The organism is Rhizobium sp. 32-5/1 (assembly GCF_029537235.1).
GTDB lineage: Bacteria > Pseudomonadota > Alphaproteobacteria > Rhizobiales > Rhizobiaceae > Pararhizobium.
On sequence record NZ_CP120638.1, the window covers coordinates 1078092 to 1102379 of the forward strand.

General features: G+C 61.6%; 21 protein-coding genes and 2 pseudogenes. 15 read left to right on the plus strand and 8 right to left on the minus strand.

Features of this window, described 5'->3' with window-relative positions; translation table 11 throughout:
* Nucleotides 1–18 precede the first annotated feature (18 nt).
* From P6U16_RS05655 to dxs, 10 genes and pseudogenes are all read left to right on the plus strand, one after another.
* Entirely contained in the window at nt 19–702 is a 684-nt protein-coding gene (locus P6U16_RS05655) for an energy-coupling factor ABC transporter ATP-binding protein (protein ID WP_277702944.1), read from the plus strand.
* Nucleotides 692–1296 (plus strand): annotated as a pseudogene (locus tag P6U16_RS05660) (energy-coupling factor transporter transmembrane protein EcfT). Before P6U16_RS05655 ends, P6U16_RS05660 begins: the two are co-directional and overlap by 11 nt.
* 44 nt (nt 1297–1340) lie before the next feature.
* The gene (locus P6U16_RS05665; protein ID WP_277702945.1) at nt 1341–1904 is read left to right on the plus strand and encodes a biotin transporter BioY; all 564 of its coding nucleotides are present in this window, start codon (nt 1341–1343) and stop codon (nt 1902–1904) included.
* Between the two features lie 131 nt (nt 1905–2035).
* The gene (locus P6U16_RS05670) at nt 2036–2962 is read left to right on the plus strand and encodes a histone deacetylase family protein (RefSeq protein ID WP_277702946.1); all 927 of its coding nucleotides are present in this window, start codon (nt 2036–2038) and stop codon (nt 2960–2962) included.
* Nucleotides 2963–2964: 2 nt separating this feature from the next.
* The gene (locus tag P6U16_RS05675; RefSeq protein WP_277702947.1) at nt 2965–3216 is read left to right on the plus strand and encodes an exodeoxyribonuclease VII small subunit; all 252 of its coding nucleotides are present in this window, start codon (nt 2965–2967) and stop codon (nt 3214–3216) included.
* A 124-nt stretch (nt 3217–3340) separates the two neighbouring features.
* The gene (locus tag P6U16_RS05680) at nt 3341–4708 is read left to right on the plus strand and encodes an APC family permease (RefSeq protein WP_277702948.1); all 1368 of its coding nucleotides are present in this window, start codon (nt 3341–3343) and stop codon (nt 4706–4708) included.
* A gap of 50 nt (nt 4709–4758) precedes the next feature.
* Nucleotides 4759–5067 (plus strand): nucleotidyltransferase domain-containing protein, encoded by a 309-nt coding sequence (locus tag P6U16_RS05685; RefSeq protein WP_277702949.1) that lies wholly within the window; start codon nt 4759–4761, stop codon nt 5065–5067.
* Complete coding sequence (locus tag P6U16_RS05690) at nt 5057–5410, plus strand: HepT-like ribonuclease domain-containing protein (RefSeq protein ID WP_277702950.1); 354 nt, start codon at nt 5057–5059, stop codon at nt 5408–5410. The genes P6U16_RS05685 and P6U16_RS05690 overlap by 11 nt, the downstream gene beginning before the upstream one ends.
* 9 nt (nt 5411–5419) lie before the next feature.
* On the plus strand, nt 5420–6343 hold the full coding sequence (locus P6U16_RS05695; RefSeq protein WP_277702951.1) for a pirin family protein: 924 nt from the start codon (nt 5420–5422) through the stop codon (nt 6341–6343).
* Between the two features lie 163 nt (nt 6344–6506).
* Nucleotides 6507–8417, plus strand: a pseudogene (dxs, locus tag P6U16_RS05700) (1-deoxy-D-xylulose-5-phosphate synthase).
* A 13-nt stretch (nt 8418–8430) separates the two neighbouring features.
* Here the strand turns inward: dxs and opgC are convergent.
* Together opgC and P6U16_RS05710 are read right to left on the minus strand one after the other, a co-directional pair.
* Nucleotides 8431–9600 (minus strand): OpgC domain-containing protein, encoded by a 1170-nt coding sequence (gene opgC / locus P6U16_RS05705; protein ID WP_277702952.1) that lies wholly within the window; start codon nt 9598–9600, stop codon nt 8431–8433.
* A gap of 118 nt (nt 9601–9718) precedes the next feature.
* The gene (locus P6U16_RS05710; protein WP_277702953.1) at nt 9719–11608 is read right to left on the minus strand and encodes a methyl-accepting chemotaxis protein; all 1890 of its coding nucleotides are present in this window, start codon (nt 11606–11608) and stop codon (nt 9719–9721) included.
* Nucleotides 11609–12012: 404 nt separating this feature from the next.
* Here P6U16_RS05710 and P6U16_RS05715 point away from each other — a divergent pair, with 404 nt between their 5' ends.
* Together P6U16_RS05715 and P6U16_RS05720 are read left to right on the plus strand one after the other, a co-directional pair.
* On the plus strand, nt 12013–12810 hold the full coding sequence (locus tag P6U16_RS05715) for a TlyA family RNA methyltransferase (protein WP_277702954.1): 798 nt from the start codon (nt 12013–12015) through the stop codon (nt 12808–12810).
* Nucleotides 12807–14057, plus strand: coding sequence for a class I SAM-dependent RNA methyltransferase (locus tag P6U16_RS05720; RefSeq protein WP_277702955.1), 1251 nt, complete (start codon nt 12807–12809; stop codon nt 14055–14057). Before P6U16_RS05715 ends, P6U16_RS05720 begins: the two co-directional genes overlap by 4 nt.
* Nucleotides 14058–14151: 94 nt before the next feature.
* Here the strand turns inward: P6U16_RS05720 and P6U16_RS05725 are convergent, their stop codons facing one another.
* Entirely contained in the window at nt 14152–15024 is an 873-nt protein-coding gene (locus P6U16_RS05725) for a LysR substrate-binding domain-containing protein (RefSeq protein ID WP_277702956.1), read from the minus strand.
* Nucleotides 15025–15138: 114 nt separating this feature from the next.
* Here P6U16_RS05725 and P6U16_RS05730 point away from each other — a divergent pair, with 114 nt between their 5' ends.
* A complete protein-coding gene (locus P6U16_RS05730) occupies nt 15139–15546 on the plus strand; it encodes a tautomerase family protein (protein WP_277702957.1) in 408 nt (135 codons plus the stop codon).
* Between the two features lie 181 nt (nt 15547–15727).
* On the opposite strand, the gene P6U16_RS05735 is transcribed toward P6U16_RS05730, so the two are convergent.
* The 3 genes from P6U16_RS05735 to P6U16_RS05745 all read right to left on the minus strand — a co-directional run bounded on the left by P6U16_RS05735 (nt 15728) and on the right by P6U16_RS05745 (nt 20244).
* Nucleotides 15728–17806 (minus strand): methyl-accepting chemotaxis protein, encoded by a 2079-nt coding sequence (locus P6U16_RS05735; RefSeq protein ID WP_277704022.1) that lies wholly within the window; start codon nt 17804–17806, stop codon nt 15728–15730.
* A 338-nt stretch (nt 17807–18144) separates the two neighbouring features.
* Nucleotides 18145–19176 (minus strand): PHB depolymerase family esterase, encoded by a 1032-nt coding sequence (locus P6U16_RS05740; RefSeq protein ID WP_277702958.1) that lies wholly within the window; start codon nt 19174–19176, stop codon nt 18145–18147.
* A gap of 141 nt (nt 19177–19317) precedes the next feature.
* A complete protein-coding gene (locus tag P6U16_RS05745) occupies nt 19318–20244 on the minus strand; it encodes a LysR family transcriptional regulator (protein WP_277702959.1) in 927 nt (308 codons plus the stop codon).
* Nucleotides 20245–20576: 332 nt separating this feature from the next.
* Between P6U16_RS05745 and P6U16_RS05750 the strand changes: the two genes are divergently transcribed.
* On the plus strand, nt 20577–20813 hold the full coding sequence (locus tag P6U16_RS05750) for an abscisic acid-deficient protein Aba4 family protein (protein WP_277702960.1): 237 nt from the start codon (nt 20577–20579) through the stop codon (nt 20811–20813).
* Entirely contained in the window at nt 20806–21642 is an 837-nt protein-coding gene (locus P6U16_RS05755) for a hypothetical protein (RefSeq protein WP_277702961.1), read from the plus strand. Before P6U16_RS05750 ends, P6U16_RS05755 begins: the two co-directional genes overlap by 8 nt.
* 9 nt (nt 21643–21651) lie before the next feature.
* Here the strand turns inward: P6U16_RS05755 and P6U16_RS05760 are convergent, their stop codons facing one another.
* Both P6U16_RS05760 and P6U16_RS05765 read right to left on the minus strand, forming a co-directional pair.
* Entirely contained in the window at nt 21652–22404 is a 753-nt protein-coding gene (locus P6U16_RS05760; RefSeq protein WP_277702962.1) for a crotonase/enoyl-CoA hydratase family protein, read from the minus strand.
* Between the two features lie 25 nt (nt 22405–22429).
* Nucleotides 22430–24211, minus strand: coding sequence for an acyl-CoA dehydrogenase (locus P6U16_RS05765; RefSeq protein ID WP_277702963.1), 1782 nt, complete (start codon nt 24209–24211; stop codon nt 22430–22432).
* Between the last annotated feature and the right edge of the window lie 77 nt (nt 24212–24288).

Consider the following 24288-nt stretch of genomic DNA (forward strand, 5'->3'; position numbering starts at 1 on the left):
GGCGCAGGAGATCACGGGTTGGACATATGCTTTGCCGATTGCACGGTTAGATTCGGCGACCGAATTGCGCTACATCCGCTGACGCTGACGCTTCGCGAGCGGCGCATCGGCATCATCGGTCTGAATGGTTCCGGCAAGACGACCTTCGCCCGGCTGATCAACGGTCTCGTCAAGCCAACCTCGGGCTCGGTGAGCGTCAACGGGCTGGATACCGTCCGCGATGAAAAGGCCGTGCTAGGGCAAGCCGGCTTCATCTTCCAGAACCCGCAGAACCAATTGATCATGCCGATCGTGGGTGACGATATCGCCTTCGGGCTGAAGAACCGCGGGCTTTCGAAAGCCGAGATCGAGGCGCGGACGCAAGGCGTGCTTCACCGTTTCGGCATTCCCCACCTCGCCCGCCGCCGCGTGCACGAACTCTCGGGCGGCGAGACGCAGCTGGTGGCGATGGCAAGCGTCGTGGTGACGGGACCCGACATTCTCATTCTTGACGAACCGACCAATCAGCTCGACCTGAAGAACCGCAGGATGGTGTGCGACACCATCGCCTCGCTGGAACAGCAGACACTGGTCATCAGCCACGACCTGCCGCTGCTCGGTGATTTCGAGCGTGTGCTTTTGTTCCACGAGGGGCGTCTTGTCGCCGATGGCATGCCGGAAGAGACGATCCGCCGCTACCATCAGGTGGCGCATGCTGACTAGTCTCTACATCGAAGGACACACGCCGTTCCACAGGCTGCCGGTACGGGTGAAGCTTGCTGCGCTGTTGGCGCTCAGCCTCGGTCTGTTTGCAGTCTCGTCGCTCTGGGTGCTGGTTCCAGCTCTCCTCATAACGACCGGACTCTATGCGACGACGGGGCTGAGCTTTCGCGAGGGTTTTCCCGCATCGGCCTGGTCTTTTTCACCATCCTGTTTCTGGGTGTCGTCAATCTCTTCCTGATACCGCCGCAGGAAGTTCTCATTGTCGTTGTCCGGCTGATGACGCTGGTGCTGTTTGCAGCCACGGTGACAGCCACGACGACCATCGACGCATTCATGGACGAAATCACCATTCTGCTCGGCCCGCTGGAGCGCATCGGCCTGCTGCGGGCCGCGGATGTCAGCCTGGCGCTTGGCCTTGTGCTGCGTTTCGTACCGGAAATCTTTGCCCGCTATCAGGCAATCCGCGAAGGGCACCGGGCACGCGGGCTGCCGCTTCGTCCGTTGACGATCATCGGTCCACTGATCATCCTGACATTAAAAGATGCGGATATGATCGCCTTGGCCATTGACGCCCGGGGATTTCGCCGCCAATGAATGCGTGCATTCTAATAAACGTTCCGATCCATATGGGAAGACACATGACCACCAGAGATCTCGTGCTTATCGCCCTTTTTGCCGCCATCATCGTTGTGCTCGGCATCATCCCGCCGGTCACGCTCGGCTTCATTCCCGTGCCGATCACGGCGCAATCGATGGGAGTCATGCTCGCCGGCTGCATCATCGGCGCAAAGCGCGGGGCACTTGCCTATGTGCTGGTGATCCTGATGGTCGCCATCGGCCTGCCGGTGCTGGCTGGCGGCAACGGCGGTCTCGCGGTACTGGTCGGCCCGACCGGCGGCTTCATCTTCGGCTGGGCGATTGCCACCTATGTCACCGGGCTGATTGCCGAGCGGACCATCCGCGACGGCCAGAGCGAAGCGCGCCAGTTCGCGGGCTTTTTCATCGCCTCCGTGGTCGGCGGCATCGTCGTGCTTTATGCCATCGGCATGCCCTGGGTCTCCGTCGTCACGGGCACGCCGCTGATGGCCGTCATCACAGGGTCCATGGCGTTCATTCCGGGCGACCTGCTGAAAGCCGTGATCGCAACCCTTGCAGCACGCGCAGTTCTCTCCGGCTACCCGCTTTTGCCGCAGCGCGCCTGATTGCCGATGTCGGACTGACGAACCCTCCCGTGGCGACACGGGAGGGTTTTGCATGTCTGCCCTGTTGAAAACAGCCAGCCCGCCTACCTTATGCCATGGACCTCGAAACGCTGAACTCCTAGGGTCAGACCATGACAACCATCCTCTACGAAAACCCGATCTTTCTGGAACACAAGGTTCCGGAGGGCCATCCGGAGCGGCCGGATAGGCTCAAGGCGCTCAATCTTGCGCTGGAACACGAGAATTTTCAGCGGCTGACGCGGCTGGAGGCACCGCAGGCCAACGAGGATTATGTACTGCTTGCCCATCCGGAGGAGCATCTGCGCGCCGTGATGTCGGTTATTCCAGAGGACGGAATCAACTCCTTCGAGGCCGACACCCATGCGAGCCCCGCCAGCCTGCAAGCTGCGCTGACCGGGATCGGCGGCGCGGTCGCAGCCGTCGATGCGGTGTTTTCCCGCAAGGCTGACAATGCCTTCGTCGCTTCCCGCCCGCCTGGCCACCATGCCGAGAAGAACAAGGCCATGGGCTTCTGCTTTTTCAACAATGTGGCGATTGCCGCGCGCCATGCGCAGCAGAAACACGGCGCCGAGCGCGTCGCGATCGTCGACTGGGACGTGCACCATGGCAACGGCACGCAGGACATCTTCTGGGACGATCCGTCGGTGCTGTTCTGCTCGACGCACCAGATGCCGCTCTATCCCGGCACCGGCGCAAAACATGAGACAGGCGCCGGCAACATCGTCAACGCACCGCTCTCGCCCGATACCGGCAGCGACCATTTCCGCGAGGCCTTCACGTCGCGCGTCTTGTTCGCGGTCTCCGATTTCAAACCGGACTTCATCCTGATCTCGGCCGGCTTCGACGCGCATCACCGCGATCCGCTGGCGCAGATCAACCTTGTCGCCGAGGACTTCGACTGGGCGACCGCCCGCCTGATGGAACTGGCAGACCGGACCGCCGGCAACCGGGTCGTCAGCCTGCTCGAAGGCGGCTATGACCTTCAGGGACTGGCCGAGTCGGCCGCCATGCACATCCTGCGTCTGATGAGAGGCTAACCATGACCACAGCACCGCCAATCGATGTTTCCACCCTGTCCTTCGAAAAGGCAGTCGAAGAACTCGAAGCCATCGTCTCCGCGCTGGAGCGTGGCGATGTCGCGCTCGACAAGTCGATCGAGATCTACGAGCGCGGCGAGGCGCTGAAGAAACATTGCGAGGCGTTGCTCAACGCCGCCGAAAATCGCATCGAGAAGATCCGGCTCGACCGCGCCGGAAAGCCGGCCGGTGTTGAACCGCTCGACGGGGCGTGAGGGTCTCCCACGGAAATTCCTGCATCTCCGTTTGAAAGCAACCTTCACTTTGCATTTCAAAAGGCTAGTTCGCTTCAGGTGAGCAGCCGTGCCGGTCAAGATCGGCATGCGAAGGGAGATGCAGATGGCAACGACGGAAACAGGTACATCAGGGAAACAACCTGAGCTGAAACGGGTGATGGGACCGGGGCTGCTGCTTCTGTTCATCATCGGCGACATTCTGGGCACCGGCATCTATGCGCTGACCGGCCAGGTCGCGGCAGAGGTTGGCGGCGTGGTCTGGCTGCCGTTTCTTATCGCTTTCTGTGTCGCCCTTCTGACAGCCTTCAGCTATCTCGAACTCGTGACGAAATACCCGCAGGCCGCGGGTGCGGCACTCTATACGCACAAGGCCTTCGGCATTCATTTCCTAACCTTCATCGTCGCCTTCGCCGTGATGTCTTCAGGCATTACCTCGGCGGCGACCGCATCGCGCGCTTTTGCCGCCAATTTTTCCGGCGGCCTCGGGATCGACATGGGCGAAGCCGGTGTCATCGGGGTGGCGGTGCTGTTCATCGCGCTGGTTGCGGCGATCAATTTTCGCGGTGTCGGCGAGAGCGTCAAGCTCAACGTCGTGCTGACCGTCATCGAACTCAGCGGACTCCTGCTGATCATCGCCATCGGCATCTGGGCCATCGGCAACGGACAGGGCGATGTCTCGCGCATCTGGACCTTCGTGCCGCCGGAGGGCAGCAGCGGTGTGTTCTGGCCGGTGATTGCGGCAACCACGCTCGCCTTCTTCGCCATGGTGGGGTTCGAGGATTCCGTCAACATGGCGGAGGAGTGCAAGAAGCCGAGCGATATATTTCCCAAGGTGCTTCTGGGCGGGCTGTTGATTACAGGCGCGATCTACATGCTCGTATCGATCTCGGCGATCACGCTCGTTTCGGCAGAAGACCTCGGCGAAGGCGAAACGCCGTTGCTGAAGGTGGTACAGGCCGGCGCACCCGGTTTTCCTATCAGCATTTTCGGCCTGATCACCATGCTCGCCGTTGCCAATTCTGCGCTCATCAACATGATGATGGCCAGCCGCCTGCTCTACGGCATGGGCCGCGAGGGCGTGATCCCCGCGATCTTGGGTAAGGTGCACAGCAGCAGGCAGACGCCCTATATCGCGATCATATTCACCACTGTGCTGGCGATTGCGCTCATCACCCTTGCCGGCGGTGTGCCGGAACTTGGGGGCACGACAGCGCTGTTGCTGCTCTGCGTCTTCGCCGTTGTCAATATTGCCGTACTCGTGCTGCGCAAGGACACGGTCGAACACAAGCATTTCCGCACGCCGACGATCGTGCCAATTCTCGGCGCGATCACCTGCGCCTTTCTCGCCGGCCCGTGGACAGGCCGCGAGCCCGTGCAATATTTCATCGCCGCCTGCCTGATCGGCCTTGGCGTCGTCCTTTGGCTGGCGACGCTTGGCATCATGCGGCGGACGGAAAAGGCGGCGGATTGAGGCGGGAGCGCAATCTCGACGGCGTCATGAAAGCGGTGTAAAATCATCGCATGACCAAGGAAGAGATCATCACCCGACTGCTGCAACACAGGGCCGAGTTGGAGGCATATGGTGTAGAGCACCTGTCCCTGTTCGGCTCCGTCGCGCGCGACGAGGCTACGGCGGACTCCGATATCGATGTGGTGGTGAAGCTGGAGGACGCCATCATGCAGTCGGGGCTTGGATATGTCGGTGCCTTGATGGATCTGAAGGAGCGACTGGAGGACATCACCGGCAAAAGCGTCGATATCGTTTCCGAGCCTCTTCGCAAGGAACGCTTTCGTCAAAATGTAGAGCGAGACCGAGTCGTTGCCTTCTAAAAGACCCAAAACACGCTTCCAGGATATCGCCGATAATATCAACCTGATCGGCACATATACAGATGAGTTCAAATTCAGCGTTTACGACAACAGCCAACTTGTTCGCGATGGCGTGGCACGTTGCTTGTCGCGGATATCGGAAGCAGCGGTCAAGTTAGGATCGACGGCTCAGGATCTGCTTCCAGATCATGACTGGAGACGTATTCGCAGCATCGGCAATATCTTGCGACACGAATATGATAACATTCAAGATGAGACGATATGGGCGATTGTGTCTAAACACCTACTGCCACTGTTGGCCGATATCCAGAACGTTATCCCACAGCTGCCCGACGAGAAATAGGTTTCCTCCATGTCCTTCTTCCCCGGAAATGACCCTGTTGCCGGTGATGCGCCGGCCTGCGATGCGATTGAGCATCTGATCATTCCGCGCACCAGCGACATCGGCAATCTGCTGGTGCGCCGGGCGCTGCCGACGGCGAAGCGGCGGTTGGTCGGGCCATTCATCTTTTTCGATCGTATGGGTCCCGCACTGCTCAAGGCAGGCGAAGCGCTGGACGTAAGGCCGCATCCGCATATCGGGCTTTCGACCGTCACCTATCTGTTCGATGGCGAGATCAAGCATCGCGACAGCCTTGGCACGGAAATGGTGATCGCGCCGGGGGATCTCAACCTGATGACGGCGGGGCGCGGCATCGTGCATTCGGAGCGTTCTCCGGAGAACCTGCGTGGAAAGCCGCAATCGATTTCCGGCCTGCAGACCTGGCTTGCTTTGCCCGACGCGCAGGAAGAGATCGACCCCATCTTTGCCCACACCGAAAAACGCGATCTTCCAGCCTTTTCCGACAAAGGTCTTCAGGGTCGCGTGGTGATCGGCGCGTTCGAGGGCATGGTCTCGCCGGTAAAAGTGTTTTCCGATACGATTTACGTCGATCTGACAATCGAGGCGGGCAAAAGCGCGCCCTTTGCGGCCGAATGGGAGGAGCGCGCACTCTACATCCTCGAAGGCGAGGCGATCATTGCCGGCGACCATTTCGCCAGCAACCAGTTGCTGGTTTTCCGGCCGGGCGACGAGATCACCGTTACGGCCGGTCCGCGGGGCTGTCACATCATGCTGTTCGGCGGGGCGGCGATGGGCTCGGCGCGGCATGTCTGGTGGAATTTCGTTTCCTCCTCCAAGGAGCGGATCGAGCAGGCCAAGGAAGAGTGGCGCACCGGTCGATTCGACATCGTGCCCGGCGACGAAGATGAGTTTATCCCTTTGCCGGAACGGTGATATTCGTTAAACTCTTTGTTCGCGCCGCGAAAAACCGGCTTTGCACTCCACACGGAATGCGTCTAGAAGCCGACCTGCGGACATAACTTTCTGAAATCGCGCCCGATTGGCTGACGGCGCGATCGTGAGGCCTCTTAGCGTGACACAACTGCCAGTCCATCCGATGCCGGCGACCCCTCTCCTTGATCAGGTGGTTTTTCCTGACGATCTGAAGAAGATCGACGACAAGGATCTGCCGCAACTGGCAACGGAATTGCGCGCCGAAATGGTCGATGCGGTCTCGCGCACCGGCGGGCATCTGGGCGCCGGGCTTGGTGTCGTCGAATTGACGATTGCCATCCACAAGGTGTTCAACACGCCGCACGACCGGCTGATTTTCGACGTCGGCCACCAGTGTTATCCGCACAAGATCCTCACCGGCCGCCGTGACCGCATCCGCACGCTGCGCCAGGAAAACGGCCTGTCCGGCTTCACCCGCCGTGCCGAGAGCAAATACGATCCCTTTGGCGCCGCCCATTCCTCGACTTCGATTTCCGCCGGCCTCGGCATGGCGGTGGCGGCCGATCTTTCGGGCGAGCACCGCAATGTGATTGCCGTGATCGGCGACGGGGCGATGTCTGCGGGCATGGCCTATGAGGCATTGAACAATGCCGGCGCGCTCGATGCGCGGCTGATCGTCATTCTCAACGACAACGACATGTCGATCGCCCCGCCGACGGGCGCCATGAGCGCCTATCTGGCGCGGCTTGCCTCCGGGCGCACCTATATGGGCTTCCGCGACCTCGGCAAGAAACTGACGGCCTATCTCGGCAAGACGGTCGATCGGGCGATTACCCGGGCTGTCGAGCACGCGCGCGGCTATGTCACCGGCGGCACGCTGTTCGAGGAAATGGGCTTTTATCATATCGGCCCGATCGACGGACACTCCTTCGAGCATCTTCTGCCCGTACTGCGCAATGTGCGCGACAATTCCAAGGGGCCCGTGCTGATCCATGTGGTGACGCAGAAGGGCAAGGGCTATCCGCCTGCAGAAGCTGCCGCCGACAAGTATCACGGCGTCAACACGTTCGATGTCATCACGGGCGCACAGGCGAAGGCCAAACCAAACGCGCCCGCCTATACCTCTGTCTTCGCCGAGGCGCTGACACAGGAAGGCGGCTTCGACGACAAGATCGTCGCCGTTACCGCCGCAATGCCGTCCGGCACTGGGCTCGACAAGTTTGCGCTCGCACATCCCTCGCGCTGCTTCGATGTCGGCATTGCCGAGCAGCATGCGGTGACCTTTGCCGCCGGCCTTGCCTCGGAAGGCTACAAGCCGTTCTGCGCGCTCTATTCGACCTTCCTGCAGCGCGGGTATGACCAGGTGGTGCATGACGTGGCGATCCAGGGATTGCCGGTGCGCTTCCCGATCGACCGCGCCGGGTTCGTGGGTGCGGACGGACCGACGCATGCGGGCTCCTTCGACACGACCTATCTCGCCACCCTGCCCGGCTTCGTGGTCATGGCCGCCGCCGACGAGGCGGAACTGAAGCATATGGTGCGCACCGCCGCGGCTTACGACGATGGTCCGATCTCGTTCCGCTACCCGCGCGGCGAAGGTGTTGGCGTGGACATGCCCGAACGGGGCGAAATTCTGGAAATCGGCAAGGGCCGGATGATGAAGCAGGGCTCTAAGGTGGCGTTGCTATCCTTCGGCACACGGCTCGCCGATTGCCTGCTGGCGGCGGAAGACCTCGATGCTGCCGGGCTTTCCACCACGGTGGCCGATGCGCGTTTTGCCAAGCCGCTCGACCACGACCTGATATGAAAGCTTGCCCGCGACCATGAGGTGCTGATCACAATCGAGGAAGGCGCCATCGGCGGCTTCGGCAGCCATGTCATGCAGTTCCTTGCCCATGAAGGCCTGCTTGACAGCGGGCTGAAGGTTCGCCCGCTGGTCCTACCTGACGTCTGGATGGAACAGGCCAAGCCTGAGGTCATGTATGCCAAGGCCGGCCTCGACCGTGCCGGCATTGTCTCCACCGTGTTCAGGGCGCTCGGACAGAAACAGGTCGACGTCGGCGCCGCCGTATAGCGCAGACCTGGCGTCAGCCGGCGATGTGTGAGGATGGTGCCAACGGGCCTGTGCGCCGCGCGCTGGACTCACCCGTTTGCAGGCGTGAATGGGGCATGACGGACTTGCGGGCCTCCAGATACTGGCCGACGACCAGTTGCAGCAGAAGGCCGGTCGTCATCAACAGGATTTGCTCCGGGATAGTGAGCGAATGCTCGAGCGCCATGCTCACCGTCATCAGATCCGATAGCAACAGGCCGGTGACGAAGACAGCCATGCTATGCCGGCCGATCACGCAGATCGGCTGCAGCAGGGAAGCGTTCGCCATGCGCCTGATGGCATCGATGTTCCAAAGCACGTAGAGGATTGCCACCGCATTGACGAGCCGCAGGATGCCGTCATTCGTCTTGCTGGTCATCGCGCGATAGAGCCACTGCGATGGTGGCTCGACGAAATGAAAATGGAACAGGATATTGATCGGGATGGCCAGGAGACAGAATGCTGCCGCCGCAATGAAAAGCAAACGGTTATAGGGCAGCGGTGGCCTGCCGGTCTTGATGCGGACGCCGACGGTGAGACCGATCAGGAAGATCATCTGCCAGGAGAGCGGGTCGAAATACCAATGCCCCTCGGGAAGGGCCGTGTTGACGAAGTTGACATGACCGAAGCCGGCGCCAAGCCAGACCACTCCCGAAGCGCCAAAGAGCAACAACGGTCGGCGATCGTGAAAATAGAGGAAGAAGGGAACGCAGGCGATGAGGATCACATACATCGGCAGGATGTCGAAATTGCCGGGCATGTAACGCAGCAGGAAAATCGACGCGAGATTGCCCGAAGGGTCACTCCAGAAACTGGTCAGTTCCAGCGTTGCGCTCGCCTGCACGAAAAGCGGAAGGCCGGAGGCAAGCCCGATTGAGAAGAGGCCGACAAGCACCAGAATCAGGGCCACGTGAACGGCGTAGATCTTACGCGCACGCCGCAGCGGCTTGGCGAGCAATGACCGAAGATCGACAATGCCCGTGCGCGGATAATAGGCGAGCGCTGCGGAAATGCCGGCCATCAGCACAAACAGTTCGGATGCGTCGGAAAAGCCGCGGGAATGCTGCAATCCCTCTGAGAAGCTGAAATTCGCATGGCCGACGAAGATCAGGAGCAGCGACAGGCCCCGGATCAGATCTATTCTATTTTCCCGCTCTTTGACCATGCCGCACCGCAACTCTCGCTCTGACCGTTCATGCCAGTTTTGCGGGCATGTATCGAGCAGCGTTTGTTTTTCCGGTTAACGCAATCCAGATCGCCGTCTTGCCCCTTGCGGCGCCCGGTCAAAAACGACGAAGCCCCCGAACACCGGGAGCAACGATGGCAAACAGCGCCCGGTCGGCTGGCTTATGCCGCACGGCGGGGGCGCTGGAATAGGCGTTTGCAGAGGACCCCAACTGAAACTGCGAGATCAACTCGCGCAGCCGGTTGGATTCCATGGCGAGCGTGGCACTCGCCGCATTCGTCTCCTCGACCATGGCGGCATTCTGCTGGGTGACCTGATCCATCTGGTTGACGGCCGTGTTGACCTCGCCCAGACCGACCGACTGTTCACGCGAGGACGTGGCGATTGCATCCATATGTTGGTTGATGATGACGACGTATTGCTCGATCGTTTTCAAGGCCTCGCCGGTTTCCCGCACGAGTTTTACGCCGCCTTCGACCTCGGCGCTGGAATTGCGGATCAGGTCCTTGATCTCCTTGGCGGCCTTGGCCGAGCGCTGCGCCAGTTCGCGCACTTCCTGCGCCACGACGGCAAAGCCCTTGCCGGCATCACCGGCGCGGGCCGCCTCGACGCCGGCGTTCAGCGCCAGAAGGTTCGTCTGGAAGGCAATTTCGTCAATGACGCCGATAATGCTGGAAATCTGGCTGGACGACTGCTCGATCTTCTCCATGGCATCGACCGCATTGGCGACGACCTTGCCGGATTGGGCAGCGCTGGTATTGGCCTGGATGGCCACGGTGCGGGCCTCTTCGGCGCGCTTGGACGAATTCGAGACGTTGACCGTGATTTGGTCGAGAGCGGCAGCGGTTTCCTCGAGCGAGGCTGCCTGCTGCTCGGTGCGCTTCGACAGATCGTCGGCGCTGGTGCTGATTTCGCGGGTACCGTTGTCGATCGAGCCCGCCGAATGGGTGACGGCCGACAGGGTCTCGCCCAGTTGGGAGACGGCCGTGTTCAGGTCGTGACGCAGGGCTTCAAAATCCGGCGCAAAAGGTTCGCTCAACTGGAACGACAGGTCGCCGGCGGCGAGCCGCTTCAGCCCGGACGCCAGACCCGAGGTTGCCTGCACTAGACGCGCTTGGGCGGCGGCTTCCGCTTCCTCTGCGACCCGAATGTTTTCGGTGCGGGCGCGGGCGCGCTGTTCTTTTCCATCGGCTGCAAGACGGCGATTTTCAAGCGCGGCCTCGCGGAAGACCTCGACAGCGCCGGCCATTTCGCCGATTTCGTCCCGGCGACCGGCATAGGGCACGGCAGTATCGACGTCGCCGGCGGCCAGATGCGTCATCGAACCGGTGATCACCTGGATCGGACGGGCGATACCGCCGACGGCGAAGGAGACTGCGACGACAAGCACGAGGGCGGTCACACCGATCGTCACGACCACTTCCAGCAGGACGAAGTTGTAGGCGTCCGTACTGGCGGACTGCGCCGCTTCCGATCCGGAGACGTTGAGAGCGACCAGTTCTTCGATCGCATCATCAATCTTGGTGGCCGCAGCGCGCATCTCGCCATCGAACAGGACCTTTGCGAATTCCTTGTCATTGTCGCCGGACAATTCGAGCATTTCGATGCCAAGCTTGCGATAGGCTGAAAAACCCTCGCGAAGGGAGGTCATCAGCCCGCGCTGCTTGTCGTCGGAAACGAGCTTTTCATACTCGCCAAGCACCAGATCCGTGGCTGCGGTCTGATCGGCGACGACCTTGCTCGCCTCGGCCATCTGTTCCTTGTTGACGGCAAGCAGGTGTTTTGCATAGGCGAGACGCTCCCACAACAGCGCTGAATCCATCTTGCGCGCGGAGGAGACGCTGGGCAGCCATTTGTCTGCCAGTTCGTCGGTGTTGGCGTTGAGCGTCTGCATGCCGCTGATCGAGAACCAGGAAAGGGCGGCGACAACGATGGCGATGATCGAAAATATGCCGATCAGGGCTGTCTTGATCTTGGGACGACGCATCAATCACTCCGGCGCAACAATGGGAGCGTTGCGCTCCCGATTCCTTTGGACCGGAAAAGTCATCATGGCAGACCGGACAGTGGTCACCGGACCTCATGCCGGCGACATTCCTAACAAGAACTTGTAGAATATATTCACCCATCGTTAAAATTCGCTGAAATATATCCACCGACTGGCAACCATTGCTCGCCTTTCGGCTTGTAGATCACAATTTGGGATTTGCCGGGAGCAAGAGGGAATTCTGCACCTCCCGCCCCCCGCCATCTCGTGGGAGGGGCGCTGGCGTTCGACGAATTTGTCACGTTCTTTCAAAATTGGGCATGGTGCCTGCCGAAAGGCGGCATTATTCGGCTTTGAGACGGCAAACATCTTGCCATGGACGCCCTGAACAGCCATGAGAACCCATGTCAAACGAACCTAAAACCAGCATCCGCCTCGACCAGCTTCTCCTGAACCTCGGTCTCGTCGCCAGCCGCTCGCGCGCCCGCGACGCCATCCAGCGCGGCACCGTCAAGGTCAACGACCGCGTGGTCGTCAAGCCGTCCTCGACTTTTCCCGAGGATGTGACGATCACCATCGACGATCCGGTGCAGGCCTATGTCTCGCGCGCGGCGCTCAAGCTGAAGGCCGGGCTCGAGCATTTCGGCCTTTCTCCCGAAGGACAAGACTGCCTCGATATCGGCGCCTCGACCGGCGGTTTTACCGAAATCCTGCTGCATGCGGGTGCCGCCCACGTCATCTCGATCGACGTCGGCCACGGCCAGTTCCACCCGCGGCTCGATGCCGACGAGCGCGTCACCAATATCGAGGGGCTGAATGCTAGAGCCCTTGACGAGGACCATCTCGATGGCCGGGCGATCACCTTCATCGTCTCTGATGTCTCCTTCATTTCGCTGAAACTCGCCCTTCCCCCGGCGCTGGAGCTTGCCGAACCGGGCGCCCACTGCCTATTGCTCGTCAAGCCGCAATTCGAGGCGGGACGCGAAGCGATCAGCAAGGCGGGACTGCTCAAGGACCTGACGACGGCGCCAGCGGTTGCCGCCGAACTGGAGCGCTGGCTCACTGAGGACATGGGCTGGGAAAGCCTTGGCCTCATCCCCTCGCCGATTGCCGGCGGCGATGGCAACGAGGAATATCTGCTGGCTGGCCGCAAGCCGCTGGACGACGACCAAATGGACGAAGACGCGGCGGACGACAAATGAGCCTGGAAACGCTGACCATCGAGAAGATCGGCCTTTCGGGCGACGGCATAGCGCGCGGCCCCTTCGGCCCGGTCTATGTGCCCTTCACGCTGCCCGGCGAAACGGCGGCCCTTGCCGTCAACAAGGACAAGGGCACGGTGATGTCGCTCACCGATCTCTCAGCGGAACGCGTTGCGCCGAAATGTCGGCATTTCGGCCCGGAAGGCGAGAACGGCACCTGCGGCGGCTGCAGCCTGCAACACGCAAGCGACGGGTTCTATCATGGCTTCAAACGGCAGATCGTCATCGACGCGCTGAAATCAAAGGCACTGACCGCCGACGTCGCTCCCTTGGTGACGGCGCAGCCGGGCGAGCGCCGGCGCACGGTATTTACGGCACGCCGCACGGAGAAATCGCTGCTTCTCGGCTACAACCAGCCGGAAAGCCACAACATCGTTTCCATCGTCGAATGTCCCATCGCAAGTCCCGGCATCGTTTCGCAGCTTGCCACCCTGCGGACGATCGCCGCTGCGCTGGCGGTCGGCGCCGAGCCATTCCGCATGACGGTTCTTGAAACCCTGTCGGGCCTCGATATCTCGGTCGAGGGCATCAAGGCCCTGCCCGACCGGCAGCGGCGCATGGCCATCGAGACCATCCTGACGCAGCAGGGCATCGCCCGCGTTTCGCTCAACGCCGAAATCCTGATCGAGCCGCGCAAGCCGGTCATCGATTTTGGCGGCGTCTCGGTCTCGCCGCCAGCCGGTGGCTTCACCCAGGCCACCAAATCGGCCGAAGAGGCCATGGCCGCCCTGGTCATCGGTCATCTGGGCAAGGCCAAGCGCGTCGCCGACCTGTTTTCCGGCTCCGGCACCTTTGCGCTCAGGATTGCCCGGACGGCGCGTGTGCACGCCGTCGAGGGCGAGGACAAGGCGCTGAAGGCGTTGGACCACGCGGCCCGCAATACGCAGGGGCTGAAACCGGTCACGATCGAGAAACGCGACCTGTTTCGCCGCCCGCTGATGGCCTCGGAACTGAAGATCTACGACGCCGTCGTCTTCGACCCGCCGCGGGCCGGTGCCGAAGCGCAGGTCAAGGAACTCGCCCGATCCGGCGTGAAGAAGATCGTTGCCGTCTCCTGCAATCCGGTGACGCTGGTGCGCGACCTGCGCATCCTCGTCGACGTCGGCTACAGGATTACATCGGTTACGCCAATCGACCAGTTCCTATGGTCAAGCCACGTCGAGGTGGTGGCGACGCTGGAGAAGTGAGCTCCGAGTGTGCGGGTTGAAATTCGCTTTGCGAAACCTGCGATTACACGTTTTGCAAAAATCGGGTATCTCGCGGACATAAAGCACTTGCCAATCAAGGCGTTGGCGCTGGAAACGCGGCAATTGCTTCTTCTAGCCATTCGACAAAGTGTGTCGTTTTCCGCCGCACCGGCCGTTGAACCTTCACGACATATCGATAGTCGCTCTCGAGAAAACCATAGGGCGCGACGAGCCGGCCGCACGCCACCTCTTCTGAAACCAGATGCCATGGTGCTATTGCCGCACCGAGTCCGTTCAACGCCGCCTCGATCGTCAGGTGATAGTGATCGAAAATCCTGGTTGCCGTGGCGGTAACCTGGCCATCGTGGTTCGCGAGGCGCGACCACTCTCGCCATACGCGAGGCCGTGTCCGCGTTTCGAGCCGTGGCATTCTGGCCTCATCGCTCCCTATGCGGTTCGCTTCTCCTTTCACCAAAGACGGCGCAACAATCAGGCCTAGTTGCTCCGGGAACAGGAGCGAACAGTTTTCCGGGATGGGAACGTCCGGCGATAGGACCAAAATCTGGACATCGATGTGGGTACGGGGTGGCCGGTCGTCCGTTGCAAGACGCACGTCATAGTTCGGATTTTTCGCGGCGAAATCGTGAAGACGTGGAATAAGCCAGCGCATCGCGAAGGTGCTGAGGCAAGCCACATCCAAAATACTCTCATCGCCTTTCGCAACGAGTCGAAACGCATCCTCGATCTGGTCGAACGCTGCCGTGAGCGCGAAGCCGAACACCCGGCCCTCCGCCGTGAGCTTCGGGCGATTTCGAGCACCCTCGAAAAGCGGTGCACCGATGAATGCCTCAAGATGACTGACATGGCGACTGATTGCACCGTGCGTTACAGAGAGTTCCTCGGCCGCGGCCGTGAGCTGGCCATGGCGCGCTGCTGCTTCAAACGCGCGTAGCGCTGCGACGGGCAAGTTCTTTCGATTTCTCATGTGATCTAAAGTCACATTGAATCGGCCAACACGTCAATATAGCCCGCGATTCCTTTGTGATAATTGGCACCATCGCAACAACAATGAGGTGGAACCATGCCATTTGTGAGAACGGCCTTACCGTCAGGAACTGAAACCACGCGCAAACACGCCGTCGTCCAAAGTATCCACAATGCTCTGGTGGAAGGCATCGGCATGCCACAAGACGAATTGTTTAATCTGGTGAGCGAATATCGCGACGGCGAGTTCTACTTCGATAGGCGCTTCAACGGGATTGCGCGGTCCGACAACCTGATTGTCGTTGAGATCACGATGCGTCGGGGAAGAAGCGACGCGATGAAACGTGCGCTCTATGCAGCCATCACCAGGAATTTGGAAACGGACGCGGCAGTTTCTCCTAAAGACGTTTTCATTTTCATGCACGAGAACGACTATTCGGACTGGAGCGTTGGAAACGGTGTGTTCGCCATGGCCATAGCCCAGCAGCGCGGCACAGACGGTTAGACTGTATAAAGCTGCTTATCGGCAGGAGAGGCGGCAAGCTGTCGCAAAATCCAGATTTAACGCCCGGCGCCATGCAGACCGCGAAAATTGGCCGATTTCTGCTGGAGCAAGATGCTCCATGTTTCTGTCAGGGACCGGGCAAATAGCCCGGTCCCTTCCGACTTTGCCGACCGCCGGCTAATCAAGCCGCGCGGCGGCCGTAGTTTGACGCATGGGCGGTAGAGGACTGTGCGCCGCCCAGCTTGAACTGCGCCAGCAGTGTGTTCAGCGCTGCTGCTTCCGCGGCCAGGCCGTGGCTGGCGGCGGTCTGTTCCTCGACCATGGCGGCGTTCTGCTGTGTGCCCTGATCCATGGTATTGACGGCGGTGTTGATCTCCTGCAACCCGATCGACTGTTCGCGCGTCGCAGTGACGATTGCGCCGATATGCGCGTTGATCTCCTGGACTTCAGAGACGATGGCTTCCAGCGCCTTGCCGGTTTCGCCGACCAGCGTCACGCCGGAGCGGACCTGTTCGCCTGATGTGTTGATCAGAGCCTTGATCTCCTTGGCGGCCTTGGCCGAGCGCTGGGCGAGTTCGCGGACTTCCTGGGCGACGACGGCAAAACCCTTGCCGGCATCGCCGGCACGGGCTGCTTCGACGCCGGCATTCAGGGCAAGCAGGTTGGTCTGGAAGGCAATCTCATCAATCACGCTGATGATGTTGGAGATTTCGCCTGACGATTTTTCGATGCCCTGCATGGCGCTGACGGCACTGCGGACGACCTCGCCGGACTTTTCGGCACCGGCGCGGGTGCGGGCGACGAGCGCGCCGACTTCTTCGGCACGATGCGCCGAATCCTTGACTGTGGTCGTGATTTCCTCCAGGGCCGCCGCCGTTTCCTCGACGGAGGCCGCCTGCTGTTCGGTGCGGCGGGCAAGATCGTCGGCCGCATGGCGGATTTCGCTGGCGCCGGCATCGATGGCGCGGGCATTGGTGCCGACGGCCTGCAGTGCATGATGCAGCTTGGCGACGGAATTGTTGAAATCGGCGCGTAGGCGATCGAGATGCAGCACGAACGGCGTGTCGATCCGGTAACCGAGATCGCCTTCGGCAAGACGGCCGAGACCGGTTGCCAGCGCATCGACCGCATGCTGGATATCGGCGGTTTCCTTCGCCTTCAGGGCTTCGCGTTCCATCCGCTCGCGCTCCGACAGCGACCGGCCGGATTGCGCATCACGCTCGAGGCGGGCGCGTTCTACGGCATTTGTGCGGAACACGGCGACGGCCGCCGCCATGGACCCGATCTGGTCGCGGCGGTCCTGGCCGGGAATGTCAGCCTCCAGATTGCCGGCGGCGAGATTTTCCATCGCCGCGGTCATTTCGGTGACCGGACGGATAACGAGACGGCTGAGCAGCGTGGCGAGGAAGGCGATCATCACGCCGACAGCGAGTATGGTCGCGATCGCGGCGGCGATCCGGAATTTTCCGATCGCGGAATAGGCCATGTCGGCATCCACGGCAAAGCCGACATACCATTCGACCGAGGGAAGCCCTGCGACCGGCACGAAGGAGACCAGCATCGGCTTGCCGTCGAGTTCGGTCTGCATGACATCCGAGCCGATGGCCGGCGTCGCAGCCGGAAAGGCATCGGCGAGCGTCTTGGTGACGAGGACTGCATCCGGATGGACGAGGATCTGACCGCTCTTGTTGACGAGGAAGGCAAACCCCTGGCCGCCGAGATCGACCGACTTGATCATCTCGACCAGGGTTTTCAGCGAAAAGTCGCTGCCAGCAATGCCGAACAACTTGCCATCGCGCTTGACCGGAACGGCGGCGCTGATGATCAGGTCGCCACTCGAAGCATCAATATATGGATCGGTGAGGACCGGCGCATCGACTTTCGCCGCCTGCTGATACCACGGACGCTGGCGTGGATCGTAGCCCTCGGGCAGCGGCAGGTCGGGCCAGCTGGTGAACGTGCCGGCTTCGTCGCCAACATAGGTGCTGAGGAATTCTTTTTCGAGCACGCCGTTCTTCAGCGCGCCGACAAGGCCTGTCTGGTCGGTGGCATTGCCGGCGGCATTGGCGGCCATGGCGGTCAGCGTGACGCGGCCGTTCAGCCAGTTGGCGATGCTCTGGGCGGCCTGCTTGCCGGAGGAGGCGATGTTCTCCTCGACGGCGCGGGTCGTCGTGTCGTGCTGCAGCGTGTCGATATAGACGGAGAAGCCGCCAAGTGCGGCAACGACGACGAGCGACGCGGCAACGAGGATGCGCGTCATGAGGTTCGATCGTTTGGTGGACAAGGGAGATATTCCTTACAGCAGTCCGGCATTGTCTGCCGGGCGGGGCTCGATCTGTGGCTTCCACGCGAACAGGGTCGCTGGCGGCGGCCTGCGGTGACAGTTTGCGGGAAGAGCGGAACATGCCACGAGGGCGAAGAGCGGCCAGCATCATGCGACCGGTCAAGAACCCCTGCATTGCCGGGTCTTGCGATGCCACGAACAGTAGATCGACGTGTTTAAGACGGTGTTAAAATCAGGCGCCCCGAAATTCGTGGCCCCCGAGAGGCGAAAACCTTACGCCTTCGACTTCAGCACGGACAGAAGATCCGGCTTTTTCAGCCCCCAAGCCGTTGCCAGATGCATGGAGGACGAAATTCCGGCATCGAGCATGAACGGTCCGGGCGTATCTGCTTTCGGTCGCGAGGCCGGGCGGGGTTTGACCGGCGTTCCGTGCCCCATGCCCTCGATCGCGTAGAATTCGACCCTGATCTCGCCCGCCGCATTGCGCCAGACACGCCGCACATGACCATCGACGACGCTTTCCGCGAACGCGGCTTCGTCGAGCCCGTGCAGATGCAGCCACTGGGACAGCAGCGCATGGGCATTGGTGATCGACACCGTCGTGTCCTTCGTGCCGTGCCAGATCGAGACACGCGGCCAGGATTTCGTGAGGGTGCGGCGGCCTTGACCAGATCACCCCATTCGGCAGCCGAACGATCCGGCGCGCTGCGCATGGCATCCAGGGCCCGGCGAACGTCGCGCGCGGCGCCGAAAGGCAGCCCGGCGATGATGCCGCCACCGGCAAACACGTCAGGATAGGTGGCGAGCATCGCCGCCGTCATCGCACCACCGGCAGAAAGACCCGTCACATAGACCCGCTTCTTGTCGATGCCGTGTTGTGTGGCCATCTTGGCGATCATCTGCCGGATCGACACGACCTCGCCCCGGTCGCGCGTGACGCTGCTGGGGCGAAACCAATTGAAGCAACGATTGCCGTTGTTGCTGGTGGTCTGTTCGGCATAGACGACGGCAAAGCCGCGTTCGCGGGCGAGCGTCGACCAGCCGCTGCCGATATCATAGTCCTCCGCCGTCTGCCGGCAGCCATGCAGGACCACGACGAGCGGTGCCTTTTTCGGCAGGGCTGGCGGCACGTAGCGCAGCATGCGCAGGCGGCCGGGATTTGTGCCGAAGGACACGACCTCTTCAAGCCGCGAAGCCGGCGCAGATTTGGCACGCATGCGGGTTTTTGGCGTGGCGACAGTGCCGAGAACGGCACGCGACATGCGGGCGGCACTGAGAATGGTCTTTTCCCAGCGGCGGTGCTGTTTGAGCAGGCTGGAAAAGGGCAATTTGTACTTGGATCGCATGGGGCCTCATATTGTCTTCAATGCTGGCGCTTCCTCCGAAAACGCCGAACCCTCCACACTGACGAAGCATATGGGGCGCGATCGGCTTTGCGGCAAGTCGGAAACGCCGCAAGCCCCACACCGTTCCGCACCTGCGATCAATCAATCGACAAAATCGCGCAACGCCGAAACCAGGTGATCGAAGACTGTACGCATGCGCGGACTGCGGTTGAGATCGTCATGGGCGACGATCCAGACCGGAAACGCGGCAACGGCGATGTCCGGAAATACACGAACGAGGGACTGATCCCGCTCGCCGACCCTGATGGGTGCCGGCCCTATGCCGAGGCCAGCCCGCACGGCAGCAAGCTGACAAGGCATCGAGGCCGACCGGAAGCGGACGTCGCCCCTACCGATCGCGACGGAATGCTCGACACCGAAGGAAATCGCCCGCAGGGCATGCTCCTCGCCGATGATCAGATGGCCCTTCACCTGCTGCGGCGTCTGGGGAACTGCAAGGCCGGTGCGCTCGAAATAGGTACGGCTGGCGAACAGACCCATGGCGGTCGAGCCGATCTGCACGGCAATCAGGTCGTCCTGCGTCGGGCGGAAAAACCGCACGGCAATATCGGCCTCGCGCCGAAGCAGGTTGGCGACATCGTCGCGTACCGAGAGTTCGATCTCCAGACGTGGATGGTGATGCAGCAGGTCGCACAATATGGTCGGCATGACCTCGACACCGAACATGTGACTTGTCGTTATCCGCACCGGCCCGGCAAGGCCCGGGTTTTCGCCGCGCAGCGAACGACTGAAAGCGACGACGGCATCATCCAGCGTTTCGGCCTTCTCGAATAGCTCCGTGGCACGCTCGGTCGGACGAAACCCTCCCGGTATCCGGTCGAACAAAACCTCGCCGGTTAATTCCTCGAGCTTGCGGATGTGTCGCCCAACCGTTGGCTGGGTGATCTTCAGCAATTTTGCGGCCCGCGTCAGATTGCCGGTTCGCACCACAGCGGCAAACGAGCGGATCAAGGCCCAGTCGATGGCGGCGAGATCAAAAGCATCAGACAGGCGGCGGTTCTTTTCCATGCGTATACGCATGCAGTCCATGCAGAAACTGTCAAGTTCCAAACACAGAATATCGATCTATGTTTGGCAATCAGCCAAACCGGAGGAAGCAGGCCGATGAACACCGACATGCTGTTTTCCCTGAGTTCGACGCTGGCGCTTGCAGGCTGGGTCTGCTTGTCCGTTTCCGTCCTGACGGGCCGGCTCGATTTCCTGCGTGACATCATCGCCCGCCTTTTGATTCCCTTTGTCTTCGCAGGACTTTACACGGCGCTCATTGCCGGCTTCTTCATGGGCGCCAAGGAGGCTACAACAGCCTTTCGGAGGTCGCCGCGCTGTTCGAGAGCCGGGAAATGCTGCTGGCGGGCTGGATCCACTATCTTGCCTTCGATCTCTTCGTCGGCAGCTATCTGGCCGAGCGCGGGGCACGCGAGGGCATGCCACGGCTCGTCATGCTGCCGGTTCTCGGCGCCACCTTCCTGTTCGGACCGGCCGGATTCCTCGGCTACTTCGCGCTGCTGCCTCTCCTCCGGTCCTCCGGGATCAGAACCTACACAACCACCGGAACATCGGAGATCAGCCATGTCTGATGCAGTCCTGCAGCCCCTGCCAGCGTTCCGGCAAGGCACGACGGTCCGGCTCCTGTCGTTGACGGCCGAGCGCAACCTGATGGGCGGTGCGATCTTTCTCTTTCTGTTGAGCCTGCCGCTGGCGCTGCTGATCTATAGCGACACGCGTCTTGTCTATGGTGTCCCCGTCTGGATGAAGCCGTGGAAATTTTCGCTCTCGCTTGGCCTTCATCTGGCCAGCATCGCGGTCTTCTGGCGTTGGCTGTCGCCCGCTCTGCGCGACCGCTGGACCGGCGGTCTGCTGATCCGTCTGCTGCTGGCCATGAGTTTCTTCGAGCTCTTCTACATGGCGAGCCAGGCGGCGCTGGGACAAGGCTCGCACTACAATGTCTCGACGCCCTATACCCAGTTGATGTTCCAACTCATGGGCATCAGCGCGGTCATCCTGGTTGCGACGACCTTCATTTCAGGTGTTTCCGTGCTGCGTGCGCCTGCCGACGGCAATCCGGTGATGCGGCGCGCGATCGGGCTTGGCCTTGTTCTGTCCGGCAGCCTGGGCATGGTCACCGGGGCTGCATTGGGCGCAAATGACGGCCACCTGGTCGGTATAGCTGGCGACCCGGCCAATGTGGTGCCGCTTTTCGGCTGGTCGCGGGAGGTCGGTGATTTGCGGATCAGCCACTTCTTCGCGCTGCATGCGCTGCAACTTCTTCCTCTTGCCGGCTGGATCGCCGGACACCGCGCCACCGAGAAAAAGGCGACGACAGTGGTGCATGTGGTGGCCGTTCTCATCGCCCTCTTGTCCCTGGAGACGCTGGGCCTTGCGCTGTCCGGCAGGCCGCTGCTTTAGGGCAAGCCCTTATCGCCGCATGAAGGCCTCGAAGGCGGCGCGGGCCTCCGCGCTTTTCAGCTGGCTGGCGAAGTGTTTTGCTTCCTCGTCGATCCGGGCCAATACGTCCGACCGGTCGCCGCGGATGAGGTTTCGGGCGATGCGCAGCGCTTCCGGCGGCTTCTTCGCAAGGCTGGCGGCAAGCGACAGGGTTTCATCGTTGACCGCATCCTGGCCGACGATCTTCCAGATGAGGCCGGCATCCTGCGCTTCCGTCGCTGAAAACGGCTCGCCGGCTGCCAGCAGCGCAAAGGCGCGCTGGTGGCCCATCAGGCGTGGTACCAGCAGGCTGGACGCCGCCTCCGGCACGAGTGCGAGATCGACGAAGGGTGTCTTGAAGACGGAACGGGCAGAGGCCAGCGTCAGGTCGCAATGCAGGTGAATGGTCGTGCCGATGCCGATGGCCAGCCCGTCGACACCCGACACGATCGGCTTAGGCGCGGTCGCCAGCGCCTCGAGGAATTCGATGACCTCGTGCCCCATGGTTCCGCCCATGGCAAATGCCATGAAATCCGCCATGTCGTTGCCGGCGGAAAAGCAGCCATCGGTGCCGAGGAAGGCGGTCACGCGGACTGCCGGATCATCGGCGGCAACGGTCAGCGCATTGGTCATTTTGGCGTACATCGCCTTGGTGATAGCGTTCTTCTTTTCGGGCCGGTTGAACCGGATCACCTGTACGCCCGGATAGTTTTCGGGCCGCTCGATCGTCACATGGTCGGTCATCGGGTCGTCCTTCAATTCAGCGCGATCAGTTCAGGGCGATACGGGCGGCAGACAGGCTGGCCGCACCGTGGATCACTCGGTCCTTGAGCGTCGCTGTCTCTGAGATCAGGTTTTCCGCGGCAAAGCGGCAGAGCGCGATCCGCACCGGCTGCCGGTCATCGCCGCCATCAGCCAGACCGCCCTTCGCCAGATAGACGCCGGTCAATGCCAGCCCGAAAAGCCTGAGATAAGCGGTGGCACCGGCCAGCGCCTTGTCCACCCTGCCCTCGTCCAGCGCCTGAAGCAGCCATTGCGTGGTTGTTTCGAGATCGGCACGAGCAGCGTCCAGCCGCTCGCCCGTCTCGCCGAAGCCGTCGAGATTGGAGGCGCCAACCGCCTGCGCAACCTGCTTCATCTCCGCGATCAGGCCGCGCACCTGCGCACCGCCCGAGAGCGGCAGCTTGCGGCTGACAAGGTCGATTGCCTGGATGCCGTTGGTGCCTTCATAGATCGGTGCGATGCGGGCGTCGCGCAGAAGGCGGGCAGCGCCGGTTTCCTCGATGAAGCCCATGCCGCCATGCACCTGCACGCCCATCGAGGCAACATCGACGCCGACATCGGTGCCGAAGGCCTTGGCGATCGGAGTGAGCAGGCTGGAGCGCTCCTGCCAGTGGCGGGCGGCATCGCCCTCGGAGACATGGCCAAGATCGACCGCGTGGGCGCAGGCATAGGCTATGGCGCGCGACCCTTGCGTCAGCGCCTTCATGGTCAGAAGCGTGCGGGAAATATCGGGATGCTCGATGATCGGGCTCATGCCGGCGCCTGTCCAGCCCGGCGCCTTGCCCTGGGTGCGTTCCCTGGCAAACGCAATCGCCTTCTGGGTCGCGGCATCGGCCATGGCGACGCCCTGTACGCCAACCGTCAGCCGGGCATTGTTCATCATCGTGAACATGCAGGCGAGGCCGCGGTTTTCCTCGCCGATCAGATAACCGACAGCGCCCTTTTCCGAACCGTACCGGCCGTCGCCATAGATCATCGTGCAGGTTGGCGAAGCATGGATGCCGAGCTTATGTTCGAGCGCATGGCAGAAGAGATCGTTCCGCTCGCCGAGCGAACCATCCGCATTGACCAGGAATTTCGGCACGAGGAAGAGCGAGATGCCGCGCGTTCCGGCGGGCGCATCCGGCAGGCGGGCCAGAACCAGATGGATGATGTTGTCGGTGAAATCGTGCTCGCCCCAGGTGATGTAGATCTTCTGGCCGAAGATACGGTAGCTGCCGTCGTCACGGCGCTCGGCCCGCGCCTTCAACACTCCGAGATCGGAGCCGGCATGCGGCTCGGTAAGGTTCATCGTGCCGGTCCAGGTTCCGGCGATCATTTTTTCGAGAAAGACAGCCTTCAGCGCGTCGGAGCCGTGTTTTTCCAGCGCCTCGACCGCGCCCATCGTCAACATCGGGCCGAGCGCGAAGGCCATCGAGCCGGCATTCCACATTTCCATCGCCGCGACATGCAGCATATGCGGCAGGGCCTGGCCGCCGAACTCCTCCGGCGCGGTCAGGCTGTTCCAGCCGCCACCGATCCAGTCGTGGTAGAGGTCGCGCCAGCCATCGGGGGTCTGCACGACACCATCAACGAGCCGCGAGCCCTGCTTGTCGCCGACGGTCGCCAGCGGCGCGACCGCTTCGGATGCGAACCGCCCTGCCTCGCCGACGATCGCATCGACCAGATCGGCGCTGAGATCGCCAAAGCGGCCCTCCTCAAGCGAGGGTCCCATGCCCGCCACGTGTTTCAGCGTGAACAGGATGTCTTCCACCGGTGCCTTGTACATTGTCTATTCCTCCCGTCTTTACATGACAGCATCGCCGGTCCACCGTCCAGCAAGCGCCTGCGTGTTCGTCCAAAAAT

Coding starts and splice junctions, on each gene's coding strand:
- P6U16_RS05665 (WP_277702945.1), top strand. CDS start 1,341: ATGACCACCAGAGATCTCGTGCTTATCGCCCTTTTTGCCGCCATCATC.
- P6U16_RS05670 (WP_277702946.1), top strand. CDS start 2,036: ATGACAACCATCCTCTACGAAAACCCGATCTTTCTGGAACACAAGGTT.
- P6U16_RS05675 (WP_277702947.1), top strand. CDS start 2,965: ATGACCACAGCACCGCCAATCGATGTTTCCACCCTGTCCTTCGAAAAG.
- P6U16_RS05680 (WP_277702948.1), top strand. CDS start 3,341: ATGGCAACGACGGAAACAGGTACATCAGGGAAACAACCTGAGCTGAAA.
- P6U16_RS05685 (WP_277702949.1), top strand. CDS start 4,759: ATGACCAAGGAAGAGATCATCACCCGACTGCTGCAACACAGGGCCGAG.
- P6U16_RS05695 (WP_277702951.1), top strand. CDS start 5,420: ATGTCCTTCTTCCCCGGAAATGACCCTGTTGCCGGTGATGCGCCGGCC.
- opgC (WP_277702952.1), bottom strand. CDS start 9,600: ATGGTCAAAGAGCGGGAAAATAGAATAGATCTGATCCGGGGCCTGTCG.
- P6U16_RS05710 (WP_277702953.1), bottom strand. CDS start 11,608: ATGCGTCGTCCCAAGATCAAGACAGCCCTGATCGGCATATTTTCGATC.
- P6U16_RS05715 (WP_277702954.1), top strand. CDS start 12,013: ATGTCAAACGAACCTAAAACCAGCATCCGCCTCGACCAGCTTCTCCTG.
- P6U16_RS05720 (WP_277702955.1), top strand. CDS start 12,807: ATGAGCCTGGAAACGCTGACCATCGAGAAGATCGGCCTTTCGGGCGAC.
- P6U16_RS05730 (WP_277702957.1), top strand. CDS start 15,139: ATGCCATTTGTGAGAACGGCCTTACCGTCAGGAACTGAAACCACGCGC.
- P6U16_RS05735 (WP_277704022.1), bottom strand. CDS start 17,806: ATGACGCGCATCCTCGTTGCCGCGTCGCTCGTCGTCGTTGCCGCACTT.
- P6U16_RS05740 (WP_277702958.1), bottom strand. CDS start 19,176: ATGCGATCCAAGTACAAATTGCCCTTTTCCAGCCTGCTCAAACAGCAC.
- P6U16_RS05745 (WP_277702959.1), bottom strand. CDS start 20,244: ATGGAAAAGAACCGCCGCCTGTCTGATGCTTTTGATCTCGCCGCCATC.
- P6U16_RS05750 (WP_277702960.1), top strand. CDS start 20,577: ATGCTGCTGGCGGGCTGGATCCACTATCTTGCCTTCGATCTCTTCGTC.
- P6U16_RS05755 (WP_277702961.1), top strand. CDS start 20,806: ATGTCTGATGCAGTCCTGCAGCCCCTGCCAGCGTTCCGGCAAGGCACG.
- P6U16_RS05760 (WP_277702962.1), bottom strand. CDS start 22,404: ATGACCGACCATGTGACGATCGAGCGGCCCGAAAACTATCCGGGCGTA.
- P6U16_RS05765 (WP_277702963.1), bottom strand. CDS start 24,211: ATGTACAAGGCACCGGTGGAAGACATCCTGTTCACGCTGAAACACGTG.